Genomic DNA, 19,159 nt, shown 5'->3' with positions numbered 1-19,159 from the left:
TCTTTGTCCCGGTTGCCATCGTCATTTCCTCCAGTATGTTAATCTATCTTCTCTGTTAGACTGGATTACTCTGCTTATACGATAGCACATGAGGTAAATTCTGTCTATGCCAATGCGGTCGTTTTATCAACTAGAACAGGAAAAACCAATTACAAAAATACCCAGCTAAATATATTTTCGTACCACCACTTTCCCTACTTTTGAACTCCCTCCAGAACCCCCCTGGAATCCCTTGTGGCGGTTTTTCTATCAACTCAATCCTTGACTACCTCCACCCTTAAAACCCTGTGGCAGCCCCTTAAAAACCCATAATATCCCATTACAAAAAGCCAACTAACACATAGAACGGCCTTCCTCATTTGGTGGGAGCGTGAGCCCCCGTGTGAAAATCCGTGTGAAAATTTCCACCGACAAGGAGCTATGATTATCAACAATTATCTACGCAACACAATAAAAACCATTTCCCTCCGTTAATGTTGGCTCATCTTTTATCAAATACCAAAATGCTATATATAGCGAAAAAAGAAAGTGTACACACAATATATTGCGTAAATTAGCAATAAAAAAACAGATGGAGAAAAATCTCCATCTGTCTTTTTCTGGTTGCGGGGGAAGGATTTGAACCTTCGACCTCCGGGTTATGAGCCCGACGAGCTACCAAACTGCTCTACCCCGCGATATGGTGCCGGAGACCGGGATCGAACCGGCACGGGATTACTCCCACGGGATTTTAAGTCCCGGGCGTCTGCCAATTCCGCCACTCCGGCATGGAGGGCTCCGGTCTCGTAAAGCGCTTAATTAGAATAGCACAGGTGTTTAGCTTTGTCAAGAGAAAATTATAAATTTTTTGCCGACGGAAAGTACGCACATTTTCAGTGGGCACTGGCATATACTGATATGTACGTCACACAGGAAGGAGGAATTTCCAGAATGAGGATACATGACGAGAACGAGACCGCATCCCGCACCGAGCCCAAAGGGGACGTGGACGACCTGATCTTCCGCGCCGGCCCCGGTTGGTCGGCCAGCGACCGATAAAAACCGCCCGCCTTCGGGCGGTTTTTTGATGCCCGCACTTTACATTGCCGCCGCCGTTGGATATAATAGTAGGGCTATTTTATGGAAATGAGTGTGGATCTATGTTACAGTTCGACGAATATAAGGTAAAGCTCAACAACCTGCGGCCGGAGCTGGACGAGTTGGACCAGGCCCTGGGCCTGGACGCCGCCAGGCAGGAGGTGGAGATGCTGGAGTCGGAGAGCGCCTCCGACGGATTTTGGGACAACCTGGAAAAGGCCCAGAAGGTCCAGCAGCGGGTAAAGAATCTGCGGGACAAGATCGAGGGCCAGGAGAAGCGCAAAACCCAGTGGGAGGATCTGATGACCCTGTGCGAGCTGGGCAACGAGATGGAGGACGAGAGCCTGGTGCCCGAGGTGGAGGAGGGCTTTGCCAAGCTGGAGAGCGCCATCGAAGAGGCCAAGATGTCTACCCTGTTTACCGGAGAGTACGACAACTCCAACGCCATTCTGACCTTCCACGCCGGCGCCGGCGGCACCGAGGCCCAGGACTGGGCCCAGATGCTGTTCCGGATGTACACCCGCTGGGCGGAGCGCCACGGCTTCACCTGCAAAACCCTGGACTATCTGGACGGGGACGAGGCGGGCCTGAAGAGCGCCACTATCCTGATCGAGGGAGAGAACGCCTACGGCCACCTGCGCAGCGAGCACGGGGTACACCGGCTGGTGCGGGTTTCCCCCTTTGACGCCAACGCCCGGCGGCAGACCTCCTTCGCCGCGGTGGAGGTCATGCCCGACCTGCCGGAGGACGCCGATGTGGAGATCCGGCCGGAGGACTATGAGATGCAGGTGTTCCGCTCCTCCGGCGCCGGCGGCCAGCACATCAACAAGACCTCCTCCGCCGTCCGTCTGATCCACCACGCTACCGGCATTGTGGTGTCCTGCCAGACCGAGCGCAGCCAGTTCCAGAACAAGGACACCTGTCTGCGGATGCTGCGGGCCAAGCTGGTGGAGCTGAAGATGCAGCAGCACGCCGAGAAGATCTCCGATATCAAGGGGGTCCAGCTGAAGATCGAGTGGGGCAGCCAGATCCGCTCCTACGTCTTTATGCCCTATCAGCTGGTGAAGGACAACCGCACCGCTTACGAGACCAGCAACGTCAACGCCGTGATGGACGGCGACCTGGACGGGTTTATCAACGCCTATCTGAAGGCGGAGGCCACGGGAAACTGGGCGGAAAAATAAAATATGGAAGTCAAAGGGAGCCGGGGCAGAAATCCCCGGCTCCCTTTTCCGCATTTACAAAATGCATATAATTTTACGTCATATTTTCCACGGAAGGCCTTGTAATTAGGGTTACAATTTGTTACCATTGTAATGAATCAGCAAGACCCCAAAACCATCAAAGGAAAGGCGGTACAAAGATGAAGAAAGCTGCGGGAAAGCTCCTGTCCCTGCTGCTGTCGGCTGCCATGCTCAGCGCCCTGGCGCTGCCGGCGTCGGCTGCGGAGGAGACCGGAGCCACGGAAGACGGCGTGGTGATCCTGTACACCAACGACGTACACACCTATATCGACAACAACGTGGGAGAGGGCAACGAGAACGGTTTGACCTACTCCAAGGTGGCCGCGCTGAAGGACAGCTATGACAACGCTCTGCTGCTGGACGCCGGCGACCACATCCAGGGCACGGCCTACGGCTCCATGGACAAGGGCGAGACCATCATCAAGCTGATGAACGCCGCGGGCTATGACGCTGCCACCCTGGGCAACCATGAGTTTGACTATGGTATGGAGGGCTGCATGCAGGCCATTGAGTGGGCCGACTACCCCTACCTGTCTTGCAACTTCTACCATGAGAAGGATGGCGTGGCCGGCGACCCGGTGCTGGACAGCTACAAGGTCTTTGAGGTGGACGGCGTGAAGATCGCCATTGTGGGCATCACCACCCCCGAGTCCTTCACCAAGTCCACGCCTTCCTATTTCCAGGATGAGAACGGCAACTACATCTATGGCATTGCCGGCGGCGAGGACGGCTCCGCCCTGTACGCCGCGGTGCAGGAGGCGGTGGACGCCGCCTCCAAGGAGGCCGACTACGTGGTGGCCCTGGGCCATCTGGGCGTGGACGCCTCCTCCAAGCCCTGGACCTCTGAGGAAGTGATCGCCAACACCACCGGCCTGGACGCCTTCATTGACGGCCACTCCCACTCCACCGTGGAGATGAAAGAGGTTGCCGACAAGAACGGCGACACCGTGGTGCTCACCCAGACCGGCTCCTACCTGAACGCGGTGGGTCAGATGACCATTGCCGCCGACGGCACCATCACCACCAAGCTGCTCTCCGGCGAGGATCTGGCAGAGGTTACCCCCGACGCCGACGTGAAGGCCATCGAGGATGCCTGGGTGGCTGAGATCAACACCCAGCTGGGCCAGGTGATCGGCCACATCTCCGACACCCTGGACAACTATGACGCCGACGGCAACCGCCTGGTGCGCAAGCAGGAGACCAACACCGGCGACTTTGCCGCCGACGCGCTGTACTACCTCTTTGACAACATGGACCTGGATGTGGACGTGGCCATCATGAATGGCGGCGGCATCCGCAACGAGGCTATTACCGGCGATATCTCCTATCTGACCTGCAAGAGCATCCACACCTTCGGCAACGTGGCCTGCCTGCAGACCGTCACCGGCCAGCAGCTGCTGGACGCTCTGGAGTGGGGCGCCAAGGACGCCACCGCCGACGGCTCTGTGGAAAACGGCGGCTTCCTCCAGGTTTCCGGCCTGAAATACACCATTAACACCGCTATCCCCTCCACCGTCCAGCAGGACGACAAGGGCGTTTGGACCGGCGGCCCCACCGGGGACTACCGCGTCACCGACGTGCAGGTGCTCAACAACGAGACCGGCGCCTATGAGCCTCTGGACCTGAAGGCCAGCTACAACCTGGCCGGCTACAACTACACCCTGCGTGACCTGGGCGACGGCTTCGCCATGTTTGACGGCGCCGTTAACGTGCTGGACTACGTGATGGAGGACTACATGGTCCTGGCCAACTACGTCCAGTCCTTCGAGAACGGCGAGGTTACCGGCTATGCCCAGCCCGCCGGCCGGATCACCCTGGTGAATGAGCCTGTGGCCACCGAGTATCCCGCCGACCTGGAGGAGGGCGCCTGGTACTACAAGGCCGCCGTGTACGCGCTGGACAATGGCCTGATGAACGGCACCAATACTGGCTTTGCGCCCAATGCCAAGGTCACCACCGCCAGCGTGTATCAGATGCTCTACAACATGGAGGGCAACCCCGCTGTGGAGGAGATCACCGTTTCCGGCAGCGAGGGCGGCTGGTATACCGACTGCATCAACTGGGCAGCTTCTCAGGGCCTGTACCTGGGCGGCGACACCTTTACGGGGGACAGCGTCATCACCCGCTCCGCTATTGCCCGGCTCTTTGCCAACTACGCCGAATGGAAGGGCGTGGAGGCTCCCGCCGACGACGGCTCCATGAAGACGAAGGTGACCGACTACGACTCCATCCCTGCCGAGGATCTGGAGGGCATGACCTTCTGCTACTATGCCGGCCTGATGCGGGGCAATCAGGGCATGCTGATGCCCACCGGCGAGCTGAGCCGCGCTGAGTTTGCCCAGCTGTTGATGAACTTCGACCAGTTCATGGCCACCCAGCAGACCGACGCCGCTGCCTGAGCAGTAAAAAGACCACAACAAGAGAGGGACGCCGCACATGCGGCGTCCCTCTTTATTTATAGCTTAATCAGGCTTAGTGGTTCAGCAGGCGGACCCGGAGCACGCCCTCCAGGGCGCGGATCTCATCGGCCACCTGGTCGTTGACCCGGCTGCCCACATCCACAATGGTATAGGCGTAGTCCTTCTTGGATTTGTTGGTCATGTTTTCCACGTTGACTCCGTCCTTGGAGAGCACGCCGGTGATGTTGGCGATGGCGCCGGGAATGTTCCGGTGGATGATGCACAGCCGGGACACCCCGCTCCACTCCTGCACCAGGGTGGGCAGATTGACGGAGTTTTTGATGTTGCCGTTCTCCAGATAGTCCCGCAGCTCCTGAGCGGCCATGACGGCGCAGTTCTCCTCGCTCTCGGGGGTGGAGGCGCCCAGGTGGGGGATGGCGATAACGTTCTTGCCCTGGAGGATCTTGTTGTTGGGGAAGTCGGTGACATAGGCGGCCACCTTGCCGGACTCCAGCGCGGCCAGCATGTCGTCGTCGTTGACCAAAGTACCCCGGGCCAGGTTCAGGATGCGCACGCCGCCCTTCATCATGTGGATGGCGCCCTCGTTGATCATGCCCTTGGTTTCGGGGGTCTGGGGAACATGGATGGTGATGTAATCACAATTTTTATAGATGGTGTCCAGATCCATGGCCCGGTGGACCAGGCGGGACAGGGAGAGAGCGGCATCCACGCTGAGGAAGGGGTCGTAGCCGAACACGGTCATGCCCAGCTTGGTGGCGATGTTGGCCACCTGCACGCCGATGGCGCCCAGGCCGATGACGCCCAGCATCTTGCCGGACAGTTCGGGTCCCACAAACTGGCTCTTGCCCTTCTCCACCACCTTTTCCAGGTCGGCGCCCTCGGCCAGCTGGGCCTTGACCCAGGCGTTGCCCTCAGTGATCTTCCGGGAGGCCAGCAGCATGCCGCATACCGCCAGCTCCTTTACGGCGTTGGCGTTGGCGCCGGGGGTGTTGAACACCACGATACCTGCCTCGGAGCAGCGGTCGATGGGGATATTGTTGGTGCCCGCCCCCGCCCGGGCCACGGCCCGGAGGGAATCGGGGAACTGGTAGTCGTGCATGTCGGCGGAGCGGACCAGGATACCGTCCTCATTTTCCACGTCGCCGCTGATGGAATAGCGGGTCTGGTCCAGCACGGACAGACCGGCGGGGGAGATCTTGTTCAACGTCTTGATGCGAAACATGTGAGGGCCCCTCCTGTTCAGTTGTTTTTGTCAAAGGCTTTGATGAAGTCGCACAGCTTCTCCACGCCCTCGGTGGGCATGGCGTTGTAAATGGAGGCCCGCATGCCGCCCACGGAGCGGTGGCCCTTCAGGTTGGTGAAGCCTGCCTCCACGCTCTCCTTGATAAACTTGGCGTCCAGCTCCTCGCTGGCGGTGCGGAACACCACGTTCATGTCGGAGCGGGAGCCGGGCTCCACGGCGCAGGTGAACAGCTTGGAGTTGTCCACCACGTCGTACAGCATCTGGGCCTTGGAGTGCTTGATGGCCTCCATGCCGGGGATGCCCCCCTGCGCCTCCAGCCAGTCCAGCACCAGGCCCAGCATGTAGATGCACCAGCAGGGCGGGGTGTTGTACATGGAGTCCTTGTCGATCATGGTCTTGTAGTTCATCATCAGGGGGGTGTAGGGCAGTTCGTGGCCGGCCAGCTCCTCCTTGATGATCACCACCGTCAGGCCGGCGGGAGCCATGTTCTTCTGGGCGCCGGCAAAGATAATGCCGTACTTGCTCACGTCCACCGGCCGGGAGAGAATATCGGAGGACATGTCGCACACGATGGGCACGCCGCCCGTCTCGGGGACGTACTGCCACTCGGTACCGTAGATGGTGTTGTTGGCGCAGTAGTAGAAGTAGCTGGCATCAGGATCCAGCTTGAGCTGGTCCTGGGTGGGGATGTAGGTGTGGTTTTTATCGGCGGAGGAGGCGGCCAGGTTGATCTGGCCGTACTTCTGGGCCTCCTTGTAGGCGATGTTGGAGAAGTTGCCGGTGACGGCGTAGTCAGCCTTGCCGGTCTTGCCGATCAGGTTCAGGGGCGCCATGGAGAACTGAGAGGAGGCGCCGCCCTGGAGAAACAGAACCTTGTATCCCTCCGGCACGTTCAGCAGCTTGCGGAACTTGGCCTGAGTGTCGTCAAAGATCTTCTGGAACACCTTAGATCGATGGCTCATCTCCATAACGGACATACCGGAGCCCTGGTAGTTGGTGATCTCGGCGCCGGCGCGCTCCAGCACCTCCAGGGGCAGCATAGACGGTCCTGCGGAAAAGTTGTACACACGCTGGGTTCCCATGTTGATGGCCTCCTCTGAATTGTATTGGATTTCTGTCTGGTGTTCCACGTGGGACGAACACACTTTATTTGGATAAAGTACATTATAGCCAAACGGACAGGGAACTGTCAATAGCGTGGAATCACCAAAAGCGCCTCCGCTCAGGCAAAATCTTTGTGAATGTTTCAACGAACCCTTTGCACTCCACTGGTATTTATGGTACAATGCCTTTGAATTGAGAGTTTAGTTTTCCCCAACGGGGGAGAGGAGAGAGGCTGATGCGGCTGTCCGACATCAAACGAATTCTGAACGCCACGGTGCTGTGGGGGGAGGAGCATCTGGACCGGGAGGTCATGTCCGCCTGCGGCAGCGATTTTATGAGCGATGTGCTGGCCTATGTGAAGAATCAGGCCCTTCTGCTGACCGGCCTGGTGAATCCCCAGGTGGTGCGCACCGCGGATATGCTGGAGATGACGTGTATTATCTTTGTGCGGGGCAAGGTACCCGGACCGGGCATTGTAGAGCTGGCCCGGGAGCGGGACATTGTGGTGATGACCTGCCCCAAGCGCATGTATGAGGCCTGCGGCCTGCTATATTCCAATGGATTGCGAGGGAACTGCGATGGAGACGATTAAACTGGTGTACCCCGTGGAGGGCGGCGACCTGATTGAAGCGGGGGAGGCCTCCAGTAAGATGAAGCTGACCCTGAAGAAGCTGGGACTTCCTCAGGATGTGATCCGCCGGGCGTCCATCTGTATGTATGAAGGGGAGATCAACATGGTCATCCACGCCGACGGCGGTCAGGCCGAGGTGGAGGTGGACGCCGACCAGATCACCATTCGGATGGAGGACACTGGACCCGGCATCCCTGACGTGGCCCAGGCCATGCAGGAGGGCTTTTCCACCGCCGGGCAGACCGCCCGGGAGCTGGGCTTTGGGGCGGGCATGGGACTGCCCAACATCAAGCGGTATTCCGACGAGATGAGTATTGAGACCGAGGTGGGGAAGGGAACCACCGTGACGGTGCGCATCAAGATTCCCCAGTGATGCGCGTCAGAGCTGAGGAAGGGAGGTATGGCCTGTGGCAATGAGACATGCCGTGGTAATGGACCACAAGCGCTGCCGTGGCTGCACTTCCTGCATCAAGAACTGCCCTACCGAGGCCATCCGGGTCCGGGGCCGCAAGGCCACCATTCTGCCCGACCGGTGTATTGACTGCGGCAACTGCATCCGGGTATGTCCCCACAAGGCGGTAAAATCGGTGGGAGACAGCCTGGACATTCTGAAGGAGTACGACTGCTGCGTGGCCCTGCCGGAGCCTGCGCTCTATGGGCAGTTCCACCATCTGGACAACGTGGACGTGGTGCTCAACGGCCTGCTGAAGATCGGCTTTCATCGGGTATACGAGGTAGCCAAGGCCGCCGAGATGCTCTCCGACTACGAGCGGCAGACCATCAAGGAGGGGCCGCCGGCGGTAACCCCCCAGATCTCCTCCTCCTGCCCCACGGTGCTGCGGCTGATCCGGATGCGCTTTCCCAAGCTGATGGACCATGTGGCCTCCACCATCCTGCCCATGGAGCTGGCGGCCATTCTGGCCCGGCGGGAGGCGGCGGAGGAGACCGGACTGCCGCCGGAGCGCATCGGGGTGTTTGCCATTGTGCCCTGCTCCTCCAAGGTGACGGCGGCCCGGGTGTCCGAGGGGCTGAGCCAGCCGGTGCTGGACGGGGCCTTTGCCATCCGGGACATCTACCTGCGGTTGCTGGGTCCCATGCGGGAGCTGGAGGAGCTGGAGCCCATGTCCTCCGCCGGGATCATGGGCCTGGGCTGGGCCTCCTGCGGCGGGGAGAGCACCGCCCGCCTGGGCGAGCGGTGCGTGGCGGTGGACGGTATTGAGAACGTCATCCGGATGCTGGAGGAGATTGAGGACGGCCGCCTGCCCGAGGCGGATTTTCTGGAGCTGTCAGCCTGCACCCAGGGGTGCGTGGGGGGCTGCTTCACGGTGGAGAATCCCTACGGGGCCAAGATGCGGATGAAGAGCCTGATGAAGGGCCAGCCGGTGTCCCGCAACCGGTTTACCCTGACGGGGGCCGACCGGGAGCTGGTGCGGCGGGATAAGCAGCTGCAGTACTTACCCACCTTTGTGCTGGACCGGGACCGGGAAATGGCCATCAGCAAGCAGCGGCGGATCCAGGAGCTGGAGTCCCATCTGCCGGGGCTCCACTGCGGCTCCTGCGGGGCTCCGTCCTGCCACGCCTTTGCCGAGGACGTGGTGCTGGGCCGGGCTTCGGTGGACGACTGCATTTTCAAGGTGCGGGAACGTATGCGGACCATGGCGGGCAAGGAGGAGGCCGACGATTATCTGCCGCCCCCCTTCCGGCGCTGCCAGACAGAAGCATCCAGACGATAATCAGGCAAGCCGCCGGACCGGAACCAGGTCGCGGCGGCTTGTTTCTATAAAAAAGAGGGGGAGTTTGTATGACAGTAAAAGCGCTTCAGGAACAGCTGGGCTGGACGGTCTTTCATATGGCCGGGCCGGACCGTCAGGTGACGGGGGCCTACGCCGGGGACCTGCTGAGCTGGGTGATGGGCCGGGCGGGGCAGGACTGCGCCTGGCTTACCATCATGTCCAATCAGAACGTGGCGGCGGTGGCCCTCATGGCCGACGTGGCCTGTGTGGTGCTGACCGAGGGGGTGCGGCCCGACGAGGATCTGCTCCGCCGGGCCAGGGAGAAGGAAGTGAACCTGCTGGGGGCGGGGGAGGACACCTACACCGCCGCCTGCCGCCTTCACGACTGCCTGAAATGACCGGAAAAGAGAGCGATATCCGTGAAGTTTTACTATGATCTGCACCTCCACTCCTGTTTATCGCCCTGCGGCAGCGACGAGATGACCCCCGCCGATCTGGCGGCCATGTGCGCCCTGGCGGGGCTGGACATCGTGGCCCTCACCGACCACAATACCTGCGGCAATTGCGCCCCCTTCTGCCAGGCCGCCCGGGAGCGGGGGCTGCTGGCTCTGCCGGGGATGGAGCTGTGTACCCAGGAGGACATCCATGTGGTGTGCCTGTTCCCAGACCTGGAACGGGCGGAGGCCTTCCAGAGGCTGGTCTATGACCGCCTGCCGCCCCTGCCCAACGACCCCGCCGTCTTTGGCCGGCAGCTGCGTATGGACCGGGAGGACACCGTTCTGGGGGAGGAGGAGCGGCTGCTGGCCTGTTCTGCGGCCATTGCCGTGGAGGAGGTGCCCGCTCTGGCGGCGGGACTGGGGGGCGTAGCCTTCCCCGCTCACATTGACCGGCCTTCCTACTCCCTGCTAGGGGTGCTGGGACTGTGGGACCCCTCTCTGGGCTTTCCGGTGGCCGAGCTGTCCCACAGCTGCCCGCCGGACCTTCCCAACCGGCCGGATCTGGCCGGGGTGCGCTTTATTACCAACTCCGACGCCCACTATCTGGATCAGGTGTGGGGGGCGGAGCACGCTATGGACCTGCCCGACCGCACAGCGGAGGCGGTGCTGGACTGGCTGCGTGCTCCCAAAAAGTGAGGACGCCTTAATTTTTTCTTTACAAGAATTTGGAGGCATGTTATACTGCACCTAAGTAAAGTTTATAGGTAATAAGAATACATCTGCTGCACTGACCGGGGAGTCAGTGCAGCAGATGTCATAAAATGTGCAGTATGAAGGATATAACACAAGGTTTAGAAAGGAAGGACGCATCCATGCCAAACTGCAAGACCGTCGTTCCCTATCGGGGGACCCCTGAGCAGGAGGAGCGCCTGCGGCAGGTGATTGCCGAGCACAAGGGCCAGCCCGGCGCCACCATGCCGGTGCTTCAGGCCGCCCAGGAGATCTTTGGCTATCTGCCGGAGGAAGTACAGATTATGGTGGCACAGGGGCTGGACATCCCCCTGTCCGAGGTGTACGGAGTGGCTTCGTTTTACGCCCAGTTCACCCTGAATCCCAAGGGAAGATATCAGATCTCCATCTGCCTGGGTACCGCCTGCTACGTCAAGGGAGCGGCGGCCATTCTCAACGCCGTGGAGCAGAAGCTGGGCATCGCCCCCGGCGCCATCACCCCCGACGGCAAGTTCTCCCTGGACTCCTGCCGCTGCGTGGGGGCCTGCGGTCTGGCCCCGGTTATGATGGTCAACAACGACGTGTACGGCCGGCTCACCCCCGATCAGGTGGGGCCGATCCTGGATATGTACAAATAAGGGGAAGTTATGAAAGAGATCGCCCTCTATACCCTGGATATCGCCCAGAACTCCATCACCGCCCAGGCCAGGCATCTGGAGGTGACCCTGGCGGAGGAGGGGGAGACCATCACCCTCACCATCGCCGACGACGGGAAGGGGATGAGTCCCGAGCTGCTGGCCACGGTCAGCGACCCCTTCACCACCACCCGCACCACCCGGAAAATGGGGCTGGGGCTGCCGCTGCTGCGCATGGCGGCGGAGCAGACCGGCGGGAGCCTGCGCATTGAGAGCCAGCTGGGGGTGGGCACCACGGTGACGGCCGTCTTTCAGGCCAGTCACATCGACTGCCCCCCGGTGGGGGATATGGCGGGGAGCATCACCCTGCTGCTCCAGGGCGCGCCGGAGCTGGAACTGTGCTACACCCACAAAATGGGTGAGGAGCAGATTGGCCTGGATACCAGGCAGCTGCGTGCGGAGCTGGGGGAGGCGGTCTCCCTGGCGGAGCCGGAGGTGGTCCTCTGGGTCCGGGACTACTTACAGGAACAGGAAACGCTGTTACGAGAACATAAGGGGATGAAAGCATGAAAAGTCTGGCAGAGCTGCGGGCCATCCGGGAGCGGATGGAGAAGCAGATTGATTTGCGGGAGTCCAGCGACGACCGGATCCGGGTAGTGGTGGGCATGGCCACCTGCGGCATCGCCGCCGGCGCCCGGCCGGTGCTCAACGCCTTTCTGGAGGAAGTGAACAAGCGGGAGCTGAAGAACGTGACGGTCTCCCAGACCGGCTGCATCGGCGTGTGCCGGCTGGAGCCCATTGTGGAGGTCTACGTGCCCGGTCAGGAGAAGGTCACCTATGTGAAGATGACCCCCGACAAGGTGGCCTCCATCGTCAGCGAGCATCTGGTAAACGGCCGGGTGGTGGAAGAGTACACCATCGGCGCGGCGGAATAAGGGGAGGGGACAGAGATGAGTTTGGTTCGTTCCCACATTCTGGTGTGTACCGGCACCGGCTGCTCCTCCTCGGAGAGCCCCAAGATCATTGAGGAATTTGAGAAGCAGCTGGCCGCCCAGGGCATGGACAAGGAGGCCAAGGTGGTGCGCACCGGCTGCTTCGGCCTGTGCGCCCTGGGGCCCATCGTCACCGTCTACCCCGAGGGGGCCTGCTATACCCATGTCACCGTGGACGACGTGGAGGAGATCGTCTCCGAGCACATCGTCAAGGGCCGCATTGTCCAGCGGCTGCTGAACAAGAACGGCGGCGGCGAAGGGCCGGTGACCTCCCTGGCGGAGACCAACTTCTACAAGCATCAGTTCCGCATTGCCCTGCGCAACTGCGGCGTCATCAACCCTGAGAGCATTGACGAGTACATCGGCGTGGGGGGCTATGAGGCCCTGGGCAGGATCCTGACCGAGCAGATCCCGCCCCAGCAGGTCATCGACACCGTGAAGGCCTCCGGCCTCCGGGGCCGTGGCGGCGCCGGCTTCCCCACCGGCACCAAGTGGCAGTTCACCGCCGACGCGGTGAGCCCTGACGGCGTCAAGTACGTCTGCTGCAACGCTGACGAGGGCGACCCCGGCGCCTTCATGGACCGGTCGGTGCTGGAGGGCGACCCCCTCAGCGTCATTGAGGCCATGACCATCGCCGGCTACGCCGTGGGAGCTCACCAGGGCTACATCTACGTCCGGGCGGAGTACCCCATCGCTGTCAAGCGGCTGGAGACCGCCATCGCCCAGGCCAAGGAGTACGGCCTGCTGGGAGAGAACATCTTCGAGTCCGGCTTTGACTTCGACCTGGAGCTGCGGCTGGGCGCCGGCGCTTTCGTCTGCGGCGAGGAGACCGCCCTCATGCGCTCCATCGAGGGCCACCGGGGCGAGCCCAAGACCCGGCCCCCCTTCCCGGCGGTGAAGGGCCTGTTTGACCGGCCCACCCTGCTGAACAATGTGGAGACCTACGCCAACATCACCTGGATCTTCAACAACGGTCCGGAGAAATTCGCCGCCATCGGCACCGAGAAGAGCAAGGGCACCAAGGTGTTCGCCCTGGGCGGCAAGATCACCAACACCGGCCTGGTGGAGATCCCCATGGGCACCACCCTGCGCACTGTGGTGGAGGACATCGGCGGCGGCGTCCCCGGCGGCAAGAAGTTCAAGGCCGCCCAGACCGGCGGCCCCTCCGGCGGCTGCATCCCCGCCGCCCTCATCGACACCCCCATCGACTATGAATCTCTGGGCGCCATCGGCTCCATGATGGGCTCCGGCGGCCTCATCGTCATGGACGAGGACAACTGCATGGTGGACATCGCCAAGTTCTTCCTGGAGTTCATTGTGGACGAGTCCTGCGGCAAGTGCTCCCCCTGCCGCATCGGCACCAAGCGGCTGCTGGGCCTGCTGACCAAGATTACCGAGGGCAACGGCGAGCCGGAGGACCTGGACACCATCGAGGAGCTGTGCAACCACATCAAGCAGTCCGCCCTGTGCGGCCTGGGCCAGACCGCCCCCAACCCGGTGCTCTCCACCCTGAAGCACTTCCGGGAGGAGTACGAGGCCCACGTGTATGAAAAGCGCTGCCCCGCCGGCGTGTGTAAGGCCCTGATCCAGTACGTGGTGGACCCCACCAAGTGCAAGGGCTGTACCCGCTGCGCCCAGGGTTGTCCCACCGGCGCCATCTCTGGCGCGGTGCGGGCTCCCCATATCATCAACCAGTCCAAGTGTATCAAGTGCGGCGCCTGTATGGACCACTGCCGCTTTGACGCCATCAGCAAGCAGTAAGGGAGGGAACGGACATGGACGAAAAGATGGTATCTCTGCGCATCAACGACATCCCCGTCACCGTTCCCGCCGGGACCACTGTGCTGGAGGCGGCCCGCTCCGCGGGCTTCAATATCCCGTCCCTCTGCTTTTTGAAGGACATCAACGAAATCGGCGCCTGCCGCATCTGTGTGGTGGAGGTGAAGGGGGCCAAGAGCCTGGTGGCCTCCTGCGTCTATCCCGTAACTGAGGGCATGGAGGTGTACACCAACACCGAGCGGGTGCGCAAGTCCCGCCAGCTCACCCTGGAGCTGATCCTGTCCAACCACCGGATGGACTGCCTGACCTGCGCCCGCAACAGCCACTGTGAGCTGCGCCAGCTGGCCAGCGACCTGGGCATCGACGCGGTGCGCTACGCCAGCGACAATATGTATCCCCAGATCGAGGACTCCGCCCCCCATCTGGTACGGGATAACTCCAAATGTGTCCTCTGCCGCCGCTGCACCGCCGTGTGCCGGGCCACCCAGGAGGTGGGGGTCATCGGTCCCAACGACCGGGGCTTTGCCACCCACATCGGCTGCGCCTTTGACCGGGACCTGAACGAGGTGGACTGCGTCTCCTGCGGACAGTGTATCGTGGCCTGTCCTACCGGCGCCCTCAGTGAGAAGGACGACACCGGCAAGGTGCTGGCCGCCCTGAACGACCCCAAAAAGCACGTGGTGGTGGGTCCCGCTCCCTCCGTCCGGGTCACCCTGGGCGAGTGCTTCGGCATGCCCATCGGCACCAATGTGGAGGGCAAGATGGTTACCGCCCTGCGCCGTCTGGGCTTTGACAAGGTGTTTGACGTGGACACCGCCGCTGACTTCACCATTATGGAGGAGGGCACCGAGTTCCTCAGCCGCCTGAACGGGGGAGGCAAGCTGCCCCTCATCACCTCATGCTCCCCCGGCTGGATCCGGTACATGGAGCAGCACGCCCCCGAGATGATGGCCAACGTGTCCACCTGCAAGTCCCCCCAGCAGATGTTCGGCTCTCTGGTCAAGACCTATTACGCCGAGACCATGGGCATTGATCCCGACGACATCTTTGTGGTGTCCATCATGCCCTGTACCGCCAAGAAGTACGAGGTGCGCCGGGAGGAGCAGCGGCTGCCCAACGGCTGTATGCCGGTGGATGTGTCCCTCACCACCCGGGAGCTGGGCCGCATGATCACCCAGGCGGGCCTGCTCTTCGACCACTTGCCTGACGGTACATTTGACGAGATGCTGGGCATCTCCACCGGTGCCGCCGCCATTTTCGGCGCCTCCGGCGGCGTAATGGAGGCCGCCCTGCGCACGGTGGTGGAGCAGCTCACCGACGGCGGTATGGCCCCCCTGGAGTACAAGGAGGTCCGGGGCATGGAGGGCGTGAAGGAGGCCAGCTACGAGCTGCTCGGCCGCACGGTGCGGGTGTGCGTGGCCTCCGGCCTGCACAATGTGAAGCTGGTGCTGGACGGCATCAGGGACGGCTCCATGCAGTACGACTTTGTGGAGTTCATGGCCTGTCCCGGCGGCTGCATCAACGGCGGCGGCCAGCCCATCCAGCACGCCGACGTGCGTAACTTCACCGACATCAAGGCCCTGCGGGCCGCCGCCCTGTACAAGCAGGACGAGGATATGGAGTACCGCCGCAGCCACAAGAACCCGGTGGTCCAGACGGTGTACCACGCCTACCTGGGCGAGCCCGGCGGCCACAAGGCCCACGAGCTGCTCCACTGTACCTATATCAAGCAGAAGCGCTATCGGGTATAACACAAAAAGCGGCCAGTCCCTTCGGGGACTGGCCGTTTTCTCATTTGGAGCGGGTCAGCCTGATGCAGGTCAGGCAATAGGTGACCTGGAGCACTCCGAACACTACCAGCACCGCCAGGGCGGGCAGCAGGCCGATGTCAAAGGAAAAGTTCAGCACGGTGAACACCACCCACAGCCCCAGACAGGCGCCGGTGGTCACCCGGAGCGCCTGGTAGGACGCCTGGCCGATCTGGGCGCGCTCAGCTTCGTCGCAGCTGTCCATCCACTTCTTCTGGAACTTGGTGTCGTACACGCTGCCCCGCTTCTCCGGGTTCATCCGCCGGGTCAGGTCCACTGCCCGCTGCTGGAGCAGAACGACCAGAACGATGGAGGCCAGGAACAGAAGGGCAGTTATCAGGGGAGTGTCACTGAGAAAAGCCGCTGACAGAAAGAAAAAGTCCAGAATGGTTGCCAGAGCGGTGACCAGCAGCACATAGCTGAGGGTAATCTCGATGCTGTCTGCCAGCTGCTCATCCTCCCCGTCCCAGCGGTCGTACCGGCCCTTGGCGGAGCGGTACAGTCCCAGGCCGATACCCAGCAATACCAGCGAGCTCACCGGGATGCCCCAGGGCACCACCACCCGCAGGGCCTCTGTCAGCCCGGTCTGGAGCCAGCCGGCCAGCCCGGAGAAGCCGGCGATACTGACGAAAAAGCCGCCCGCCCCACCCAGCAGCGCAAAGAGCAGCACCGAACCCAAAAACTTGGGCAGCGCCTTGCGGTTTTCCCGCGCAACCTGATCCTTCATCCTATTCATCCTCCTCATAGCTGAAAATGTCCTCCACAGTGACGCCGCACAGCCTGGCCAGCTTCAGGGCCAGGGTGACGGAGGGGGAGTAGTCCCCCCGCTCAATCTGGCTGATGGTCTGCCGGGACACCCCCGCCATGCGGCCCAGCTCCTGCTGGTTGACCCCCAGCCGGGCCCGGTGTTCCTTCAGCCGGTTGTGTAGTGGCATCGGATCCCCTCCTTGCCTTGCTAACTATCTTTGTCAAAATGACAACTTTCCTTGTCAAACATAGGATAGCATTGACAAGGAAACTTGTCAAGAGGGGAAATAAAAAAGACCAGCTCCGTAAGGAGCTGGTCTTTGCCTGAGGAATTGGCTCAGCCGGCGTTGCCGGAGCCGGGGCCGGCCTCTTCGGCGGTGAGGGTGAGCACCCCGTCGGCTTCAACAGCGTTGATGCCCAGCAGGGTGTTGATGCCCTCGGCGGAGACATAGTAGTTGCCGCCGATGAGCAGGGCGGACACCTCCACCGGAGCGCCGTCCACGGTGACGGTCAGGTTGGCGTAATCAATGGCGGTGCCATCGGCACGGGGAGCCAGGGACGCGGCGGTATATTCGCCGCCCTTGGTGAGGACCACGCCGTTGTTCCAGGTCAGGTCAAAGGCGGCGGTGGTGCCCTTGAAGGCCACGGCCAGATCCCGCAGACGGTAGAACACCGTGTCGCCCAGACCGCTGCTCACCGCGTCGTCGGCGGAGTACAGCAGGCCGTTGACCACCACGTTGTTGGCCTCGTTCAGGTTGATGCTCTTGTTGTAGGGGGTGGCCAGCTCACCGGCATTGATCTTCTCAATGTAGGCTGCCCGCTCAGGGTTGTCCAGCTGCAGATCCACGCCGGTGATCTTCCAGTTGTTGTCCACCACGGGCTCCAGGGGATCGTGCTCGGCCAGATAGGCCACCAGCATGTCCCGCACGGAGGCAGAGGACTCCCACTGCTTCTCGCCGGAGATAATGCCCTCGTTCTTCAGACCGGTGTAGCGGTAGTCGTTGACGCAGAGGGTGAGGGTCATGTCGTCAGTGAGGGGCTCGCCCTTAAAGGTCACGTTTTCAATGCGCTCACCGGCGGGCTTGGACAGGTTGACCTCATAGTTCAGGCCGATGAAATGGTCGTGGAGGTAGCCGGCCTTGTCCGGGTTGAAGGAGATGTTGATGTCCCCGGGTTGCCACTGGTTCCAGCACTCGGCGGCCCACTCCATGTAGGCCTTCATCTCCGCGCCGGTCACCTCTACGGTGTACAGCACGTTGGGGTACTTGTAGATGTCGAACATGTTGCCGTAGTTCAGATCACCCTGCTTCAGGTCGCTGGTGTCCTTGAACAGAGCCACGGCGGTGACGTCGGCGCCGGAGTTCTCCAGCTGGACGGTGCCGATGAGGTCGATAACGGCGGTATCCTGGAGCCGGCCCTCGGGCAGGCCCTTGATCTCATTGACGGGCTGGAAGTCGGCGGCGGCGTGGCCCAGCACGTTGTCCTGAATGAAGGACACGGCTTTTTCCTGGGCGGCCTTGACGGCGGGTACATCCCGCAGGCCCTGGTCGGGCTCCACGTCCTTCATGGAGACGGTCTCCACCGTGGCGGAGGTGATCTCCTTGTCGGCGTTGAGGGTCAGGTCATAGCGGACCACCTCGCCGGCGTTGTTCTTGGTCTCGCCCACGGGGATGGCGCCGTCGTTGTTGATGTAGGTGGTGTGGGTGTGGCCCAGCTGGAGCACGTCCACCTCCGGGCACTTGTCCAGAATGGTCTGGGCGGCGTCGGCTCCATCGGTGGAGTACTCGGCGGACAGACCGGCATGGGTGGAGGCCATGATCACGTCAGCTCCGTCGCCGATTTCCTCGATGCAGTCGGCCACTGCGTCGGCCATAGACTCAAAGGTCAGGTCGGCCACGCCCTGCTTGGTGCCGTCCCACCGGGGGATGTTGGGGGTGGTCACGCCGATGATGGCGACCTTCACACCGCCCCGCTCCACAATGGTGTAGCCTGCGCCAGTGAAATAGCTGCCGTCAGCGTTCTTGATGTTGGCGGCCAGCACCGGCACATCGGTCTGGGCGATGATCTCCTTCAGGGTGTCCACCCCGAAGTTGAACTCATGGTTGCCCAGGACCCAGGCGTCATAGCCCATGTAGTTCAGAGCGGCGGGCACCGGGTGATCCGTGGTGTCCTTGGAGTACAGGTCGTCGGTCATGATGGTGCCCTGGATGGTGTCGCCCGCGTCCACCAGGATGGTGTTGGGATTCTCCTCCCGCACCTGGCTGACATAGGTGGAAATCCGGGCCAGGCCGTCTCCGGTGCTCTCCTTCATGTCCTCATAGGAGTAGCCCCAGATGTTGCCGTGGGTGTCCGAGGTGCCGATGATGGTCAGATGGGTCTCTCCATCCGCCGCCAGAGCGGTGACGGACAGGGAGAGCACCATGGCCATGCTCAGCGCCACGGACAGAATTTTGCCGAACTTTTGTTTGTGCATACAGACAGCTCCCTTCCTTTCATTGAGGTACTGTAATCATACCATAGGTTGGGATTCCTGTCGATAAAAATTGTGCAAATTTGATAAAAAGAAACAGGCGAAACTAA

At 61.5% G+C, this 19,159-nt stretch carries 17 protein-coding genes and 2 tRNA genes; 12 read left to right on the top strand and 7 right to left on the bottom strand.

All coding sequences use genetic code 11. From position 1 onward, the window contains the following. Positions 1–600: 600 nt before the first annotated feature. Positions 601–677, bottom strand: a tRNA-Met gene (locus B5F88_RS08875). A gap of 3 nt (positions 678–680) precedes the next feature. Then, positions 681–767: transfer RNA gene (locus tag B5F88_RS08870), tRNA-Leu, on the bottom strand. Positions 768–1,139: 372 nt separating this feature from the next. Here B5F88_RS08870 and prfB point away from each other — a divergent pair. Both prfB and B5F88_RS08855 read left to right on the top strand, forming a co-directional pair. Continuing rightward, a complete protein-coding gene (gene prfB / locus B5F88_RS08860) occupies positions 1,140–2,261 on the top strand; it encodes a peptide chain release factor 2 (protein ID WP_087344530.1) in 1,122 nt (373 codons plus the stop codon). A gap of 179 nt (positions 2,262–2,440) precedes the next feature. Beyond that, positions 2,441–4,720, top strand: coding sequence for a bifunctional UDP-sugar hydrolase/5'-nucleotidase (locus B5F88_RS08855; protein WP_087344527.1), 2,280 nt, complete (start codon positions 2,441–2,443; stop codon positions 4,718–4,720). 73 nt (positions 4,721–4,793) lie between these two features. On the opposite strand, the gene B5F88_RS08850 is transcribed toward B5F88_RS08855, so the two are convergent. Continuing rightward, entirely contained in the window at positions 4,794–5,963 is a 1,170-nt protein-coding gene (locus B5F88_RS08850) for a phosphoglycerate dehydrogenase (protein WP_087344525.1), read from the bottom strand. A gap of 17 nt (positions 5,964–5,980) precedes the next feature. Further along, positions 5,981–7,066: a 3-phosphoserine/phosphohydroxythreonine transaminase gene (gene serC / locus B5F88_RS08845; RefSeq protein WP_087344521.1), complete on the bottom strand. Its 1,086-nt coding sequence runs from the start codon at positions 7,064–7,066 to the stop codon at positions 5,981–5,983. Positions 7,067–7,323: 257 nt separating this feature from the next. Here serC and B5F88_RS08840 point away from each other — a divergent pair, with 257 nt between their 5' ends. The 10 genes from B5F88_RS08840 to B5F88_RS08795 all read left to right on the top strand — a co-directional run bounded on the left by B5F88_RS08840 (position 7,324) and on the right by B5F88_RS08795 (position 15,775). Next, the gene (locus B5F88_RS08840) at positions 7,324–7,680 is read left to right on the top strand and encodes a DRTGG domain-containing protein (protein WP_087344518.1); all 357 of its coding nucleotides are present in this window, start codon (positions 7,324–7,326) and stop codon (positions 7,678–7,680) included. Then, positions 7,667–8,092, top strand: coding sequence for an anti-sigma regulatory factor (locus B5F88_RS08835; protein WP_087344517.1), 426 nt, complete (start codon positions 7,667–7,669; stop codon positions 8,090–8,092). The genes B5F88_RS08840 and B5F88_RS08835 overlap by 14 nt, the downstream gene beginning before the upstream one ends. 40 nt (positions 8,093–8,132) lie before the next feature. Further along, the gene (locus B5F88_RS08830; RefSeq protein WP_242959701.1) at positions 8,133–9,452 is read left to right on the top strand and encodes a [Fe-Fe] hydrogenase large subunit C-terminal domain-containing protein; all 1,320 of its coding nucleotides are present in this window, start codon (positions 8,133–8,135) and stop codon (positions 9,450–9,452) included. A gap of 68 nt (positions 9,453–9,520) precedes the next feature. After that, positions 9,521–9,850, top strand: a complete 330-nt coding sequence (locus B5F88_RS08825; RefSeq protein WP_087344511.1) for a DRTGG domain-containing protein — start codon at positions 9,521–9,523, stop codon at positions 9,848–9,850. Between the two features lie 21 nt (positions 9,851–9,871). After that, positions 9,872–10,585: a PHP domain-containing protein gene (locus tag B5F88_RS08820; protein ID WP_087344507.1), complete on the top strand. Its 714-nt coding sequence runs from the start codon at positions 9,872–9,874 to the stop codon at positions 10,583–10,585. Between the two features lie 176 nt (positions 10,586–10,761). Continuing rightward, positions 10,762–11,256 carry an NADH-quinone oxidoreductase subunit NuoE gene (gene nuoE / locus B5F88_RS08815; protein WP_087344504.1) on the top strand — a complete coding sequence of 165 codons (495 nt, stop codon included), beginning with the start codon at positions 10,762–10,764 and terminating at the stop codon, positions 11,254–11,256. 9 nt (positions 11,257–11,265) lie between these two features. After that, a complete protein-coding gene (locus B5F88_RS08810) occupies positions 11,266–11,823 on the top strand; it encodes an ATP-binding protein (RefSeq protein ID WP_087344501.1) in 558 nt (185 codons plus the stop codon). After that, positions 11,820–12,188, top strand: coding sequence for a (2Fe-2S) ferredoxin domain-containing protein (locus tag B5F88_RS08805; protein WP_087344498.1), 369 nt, complete (start codon positions 11,820–11,822; stop codon positions 12,186–12,188). Before B5F88_RS08810 ends, B5F88_RS08805 begins: the two co-directional genes overlap by 4 nt. A 15-nt stretch (positions 12,189–12,203) precedes the next feature. Continuing rightward, on the top strand, positions 12,204–14,006 hold the full coding sequence (locus B5F88_RS08800; protein WP_087344495.1) for an NADH-quinone oxidoreductase subunit NuoF: 1,803 nt from the start codon (positions 12,204–12,206) through the stop codon (positions 14,004–14,006). Positions 14,007–14,020: 14 nt separating this feature from the next. Further along, positions 14,021–15,775 (top strand): NADH-dependent [FeFe] hydrogenase, group A6, encoded by a 1,755-nt coding sequence (locus tag B5F88_RS08795; protein WP_087344491.1) that lies wholly within the window; start codon positions 14,021–14,023, stop codon positions 15,773–15,775. Between the two features lie 40 nt (positions 15,776–15,815). Here B5F88_RS08795 and B5F88_RS08790 read toward each other — a convergent pair whose 3' ends face one another. The 3 genes from B5F88_RS08790 to B5F88_RS08780 form a co-directional block, all read right to left on the bottom strand. Next, positions 15,816–16,559, bottom strand: a complete 744-nt coding sequence (locus tag B5F88_RS08790) for a DUF3169 family protein (RefSeq protein WP_162612146.1) — start codon at positions 16,557–16,559, stop codon at positions 15,816–15,818. Position 16,560: 1 nt separating this feature from the next. Further along, on the bottom strand, positions 16,561–16,767 hold the full coding sequence (locus tag B5F88_RS08785) for a helix-turn-helix transcriptional regulator (RefSeq protein WP_087344485.1): 207 nt from the start codon (positions 16,765–16,767) through the stop codon (positions 16,561–16,563). A gap of 149 nt (positions 16,768–16,916) precedes the next feature. Continuing rightward, entirely contained in the window at positions 16,917–19,052 is a 2,136-nt protein-coding gene (locus B5F88_RS08780; protein ID WP_087344482.1) for a 5'-nucleotidase C-terminal domain-containing protein, read from the bottom strand. Positions 19,053–19,159: the final 107 nt, after the last annotated feature.

This window comes from Flavonifractor sp. An306 (assembly GCF_002159455.1).
Lineage (GTDB): Bacteria > Bacillota > Clostridia > Oscillospirales > Oscillospiraceae > Flavonifractor.
Note: the sequence above shows the minus strand (reverse complement) of the source record. Positions and strands in the feature narration are given on the sequence as shown.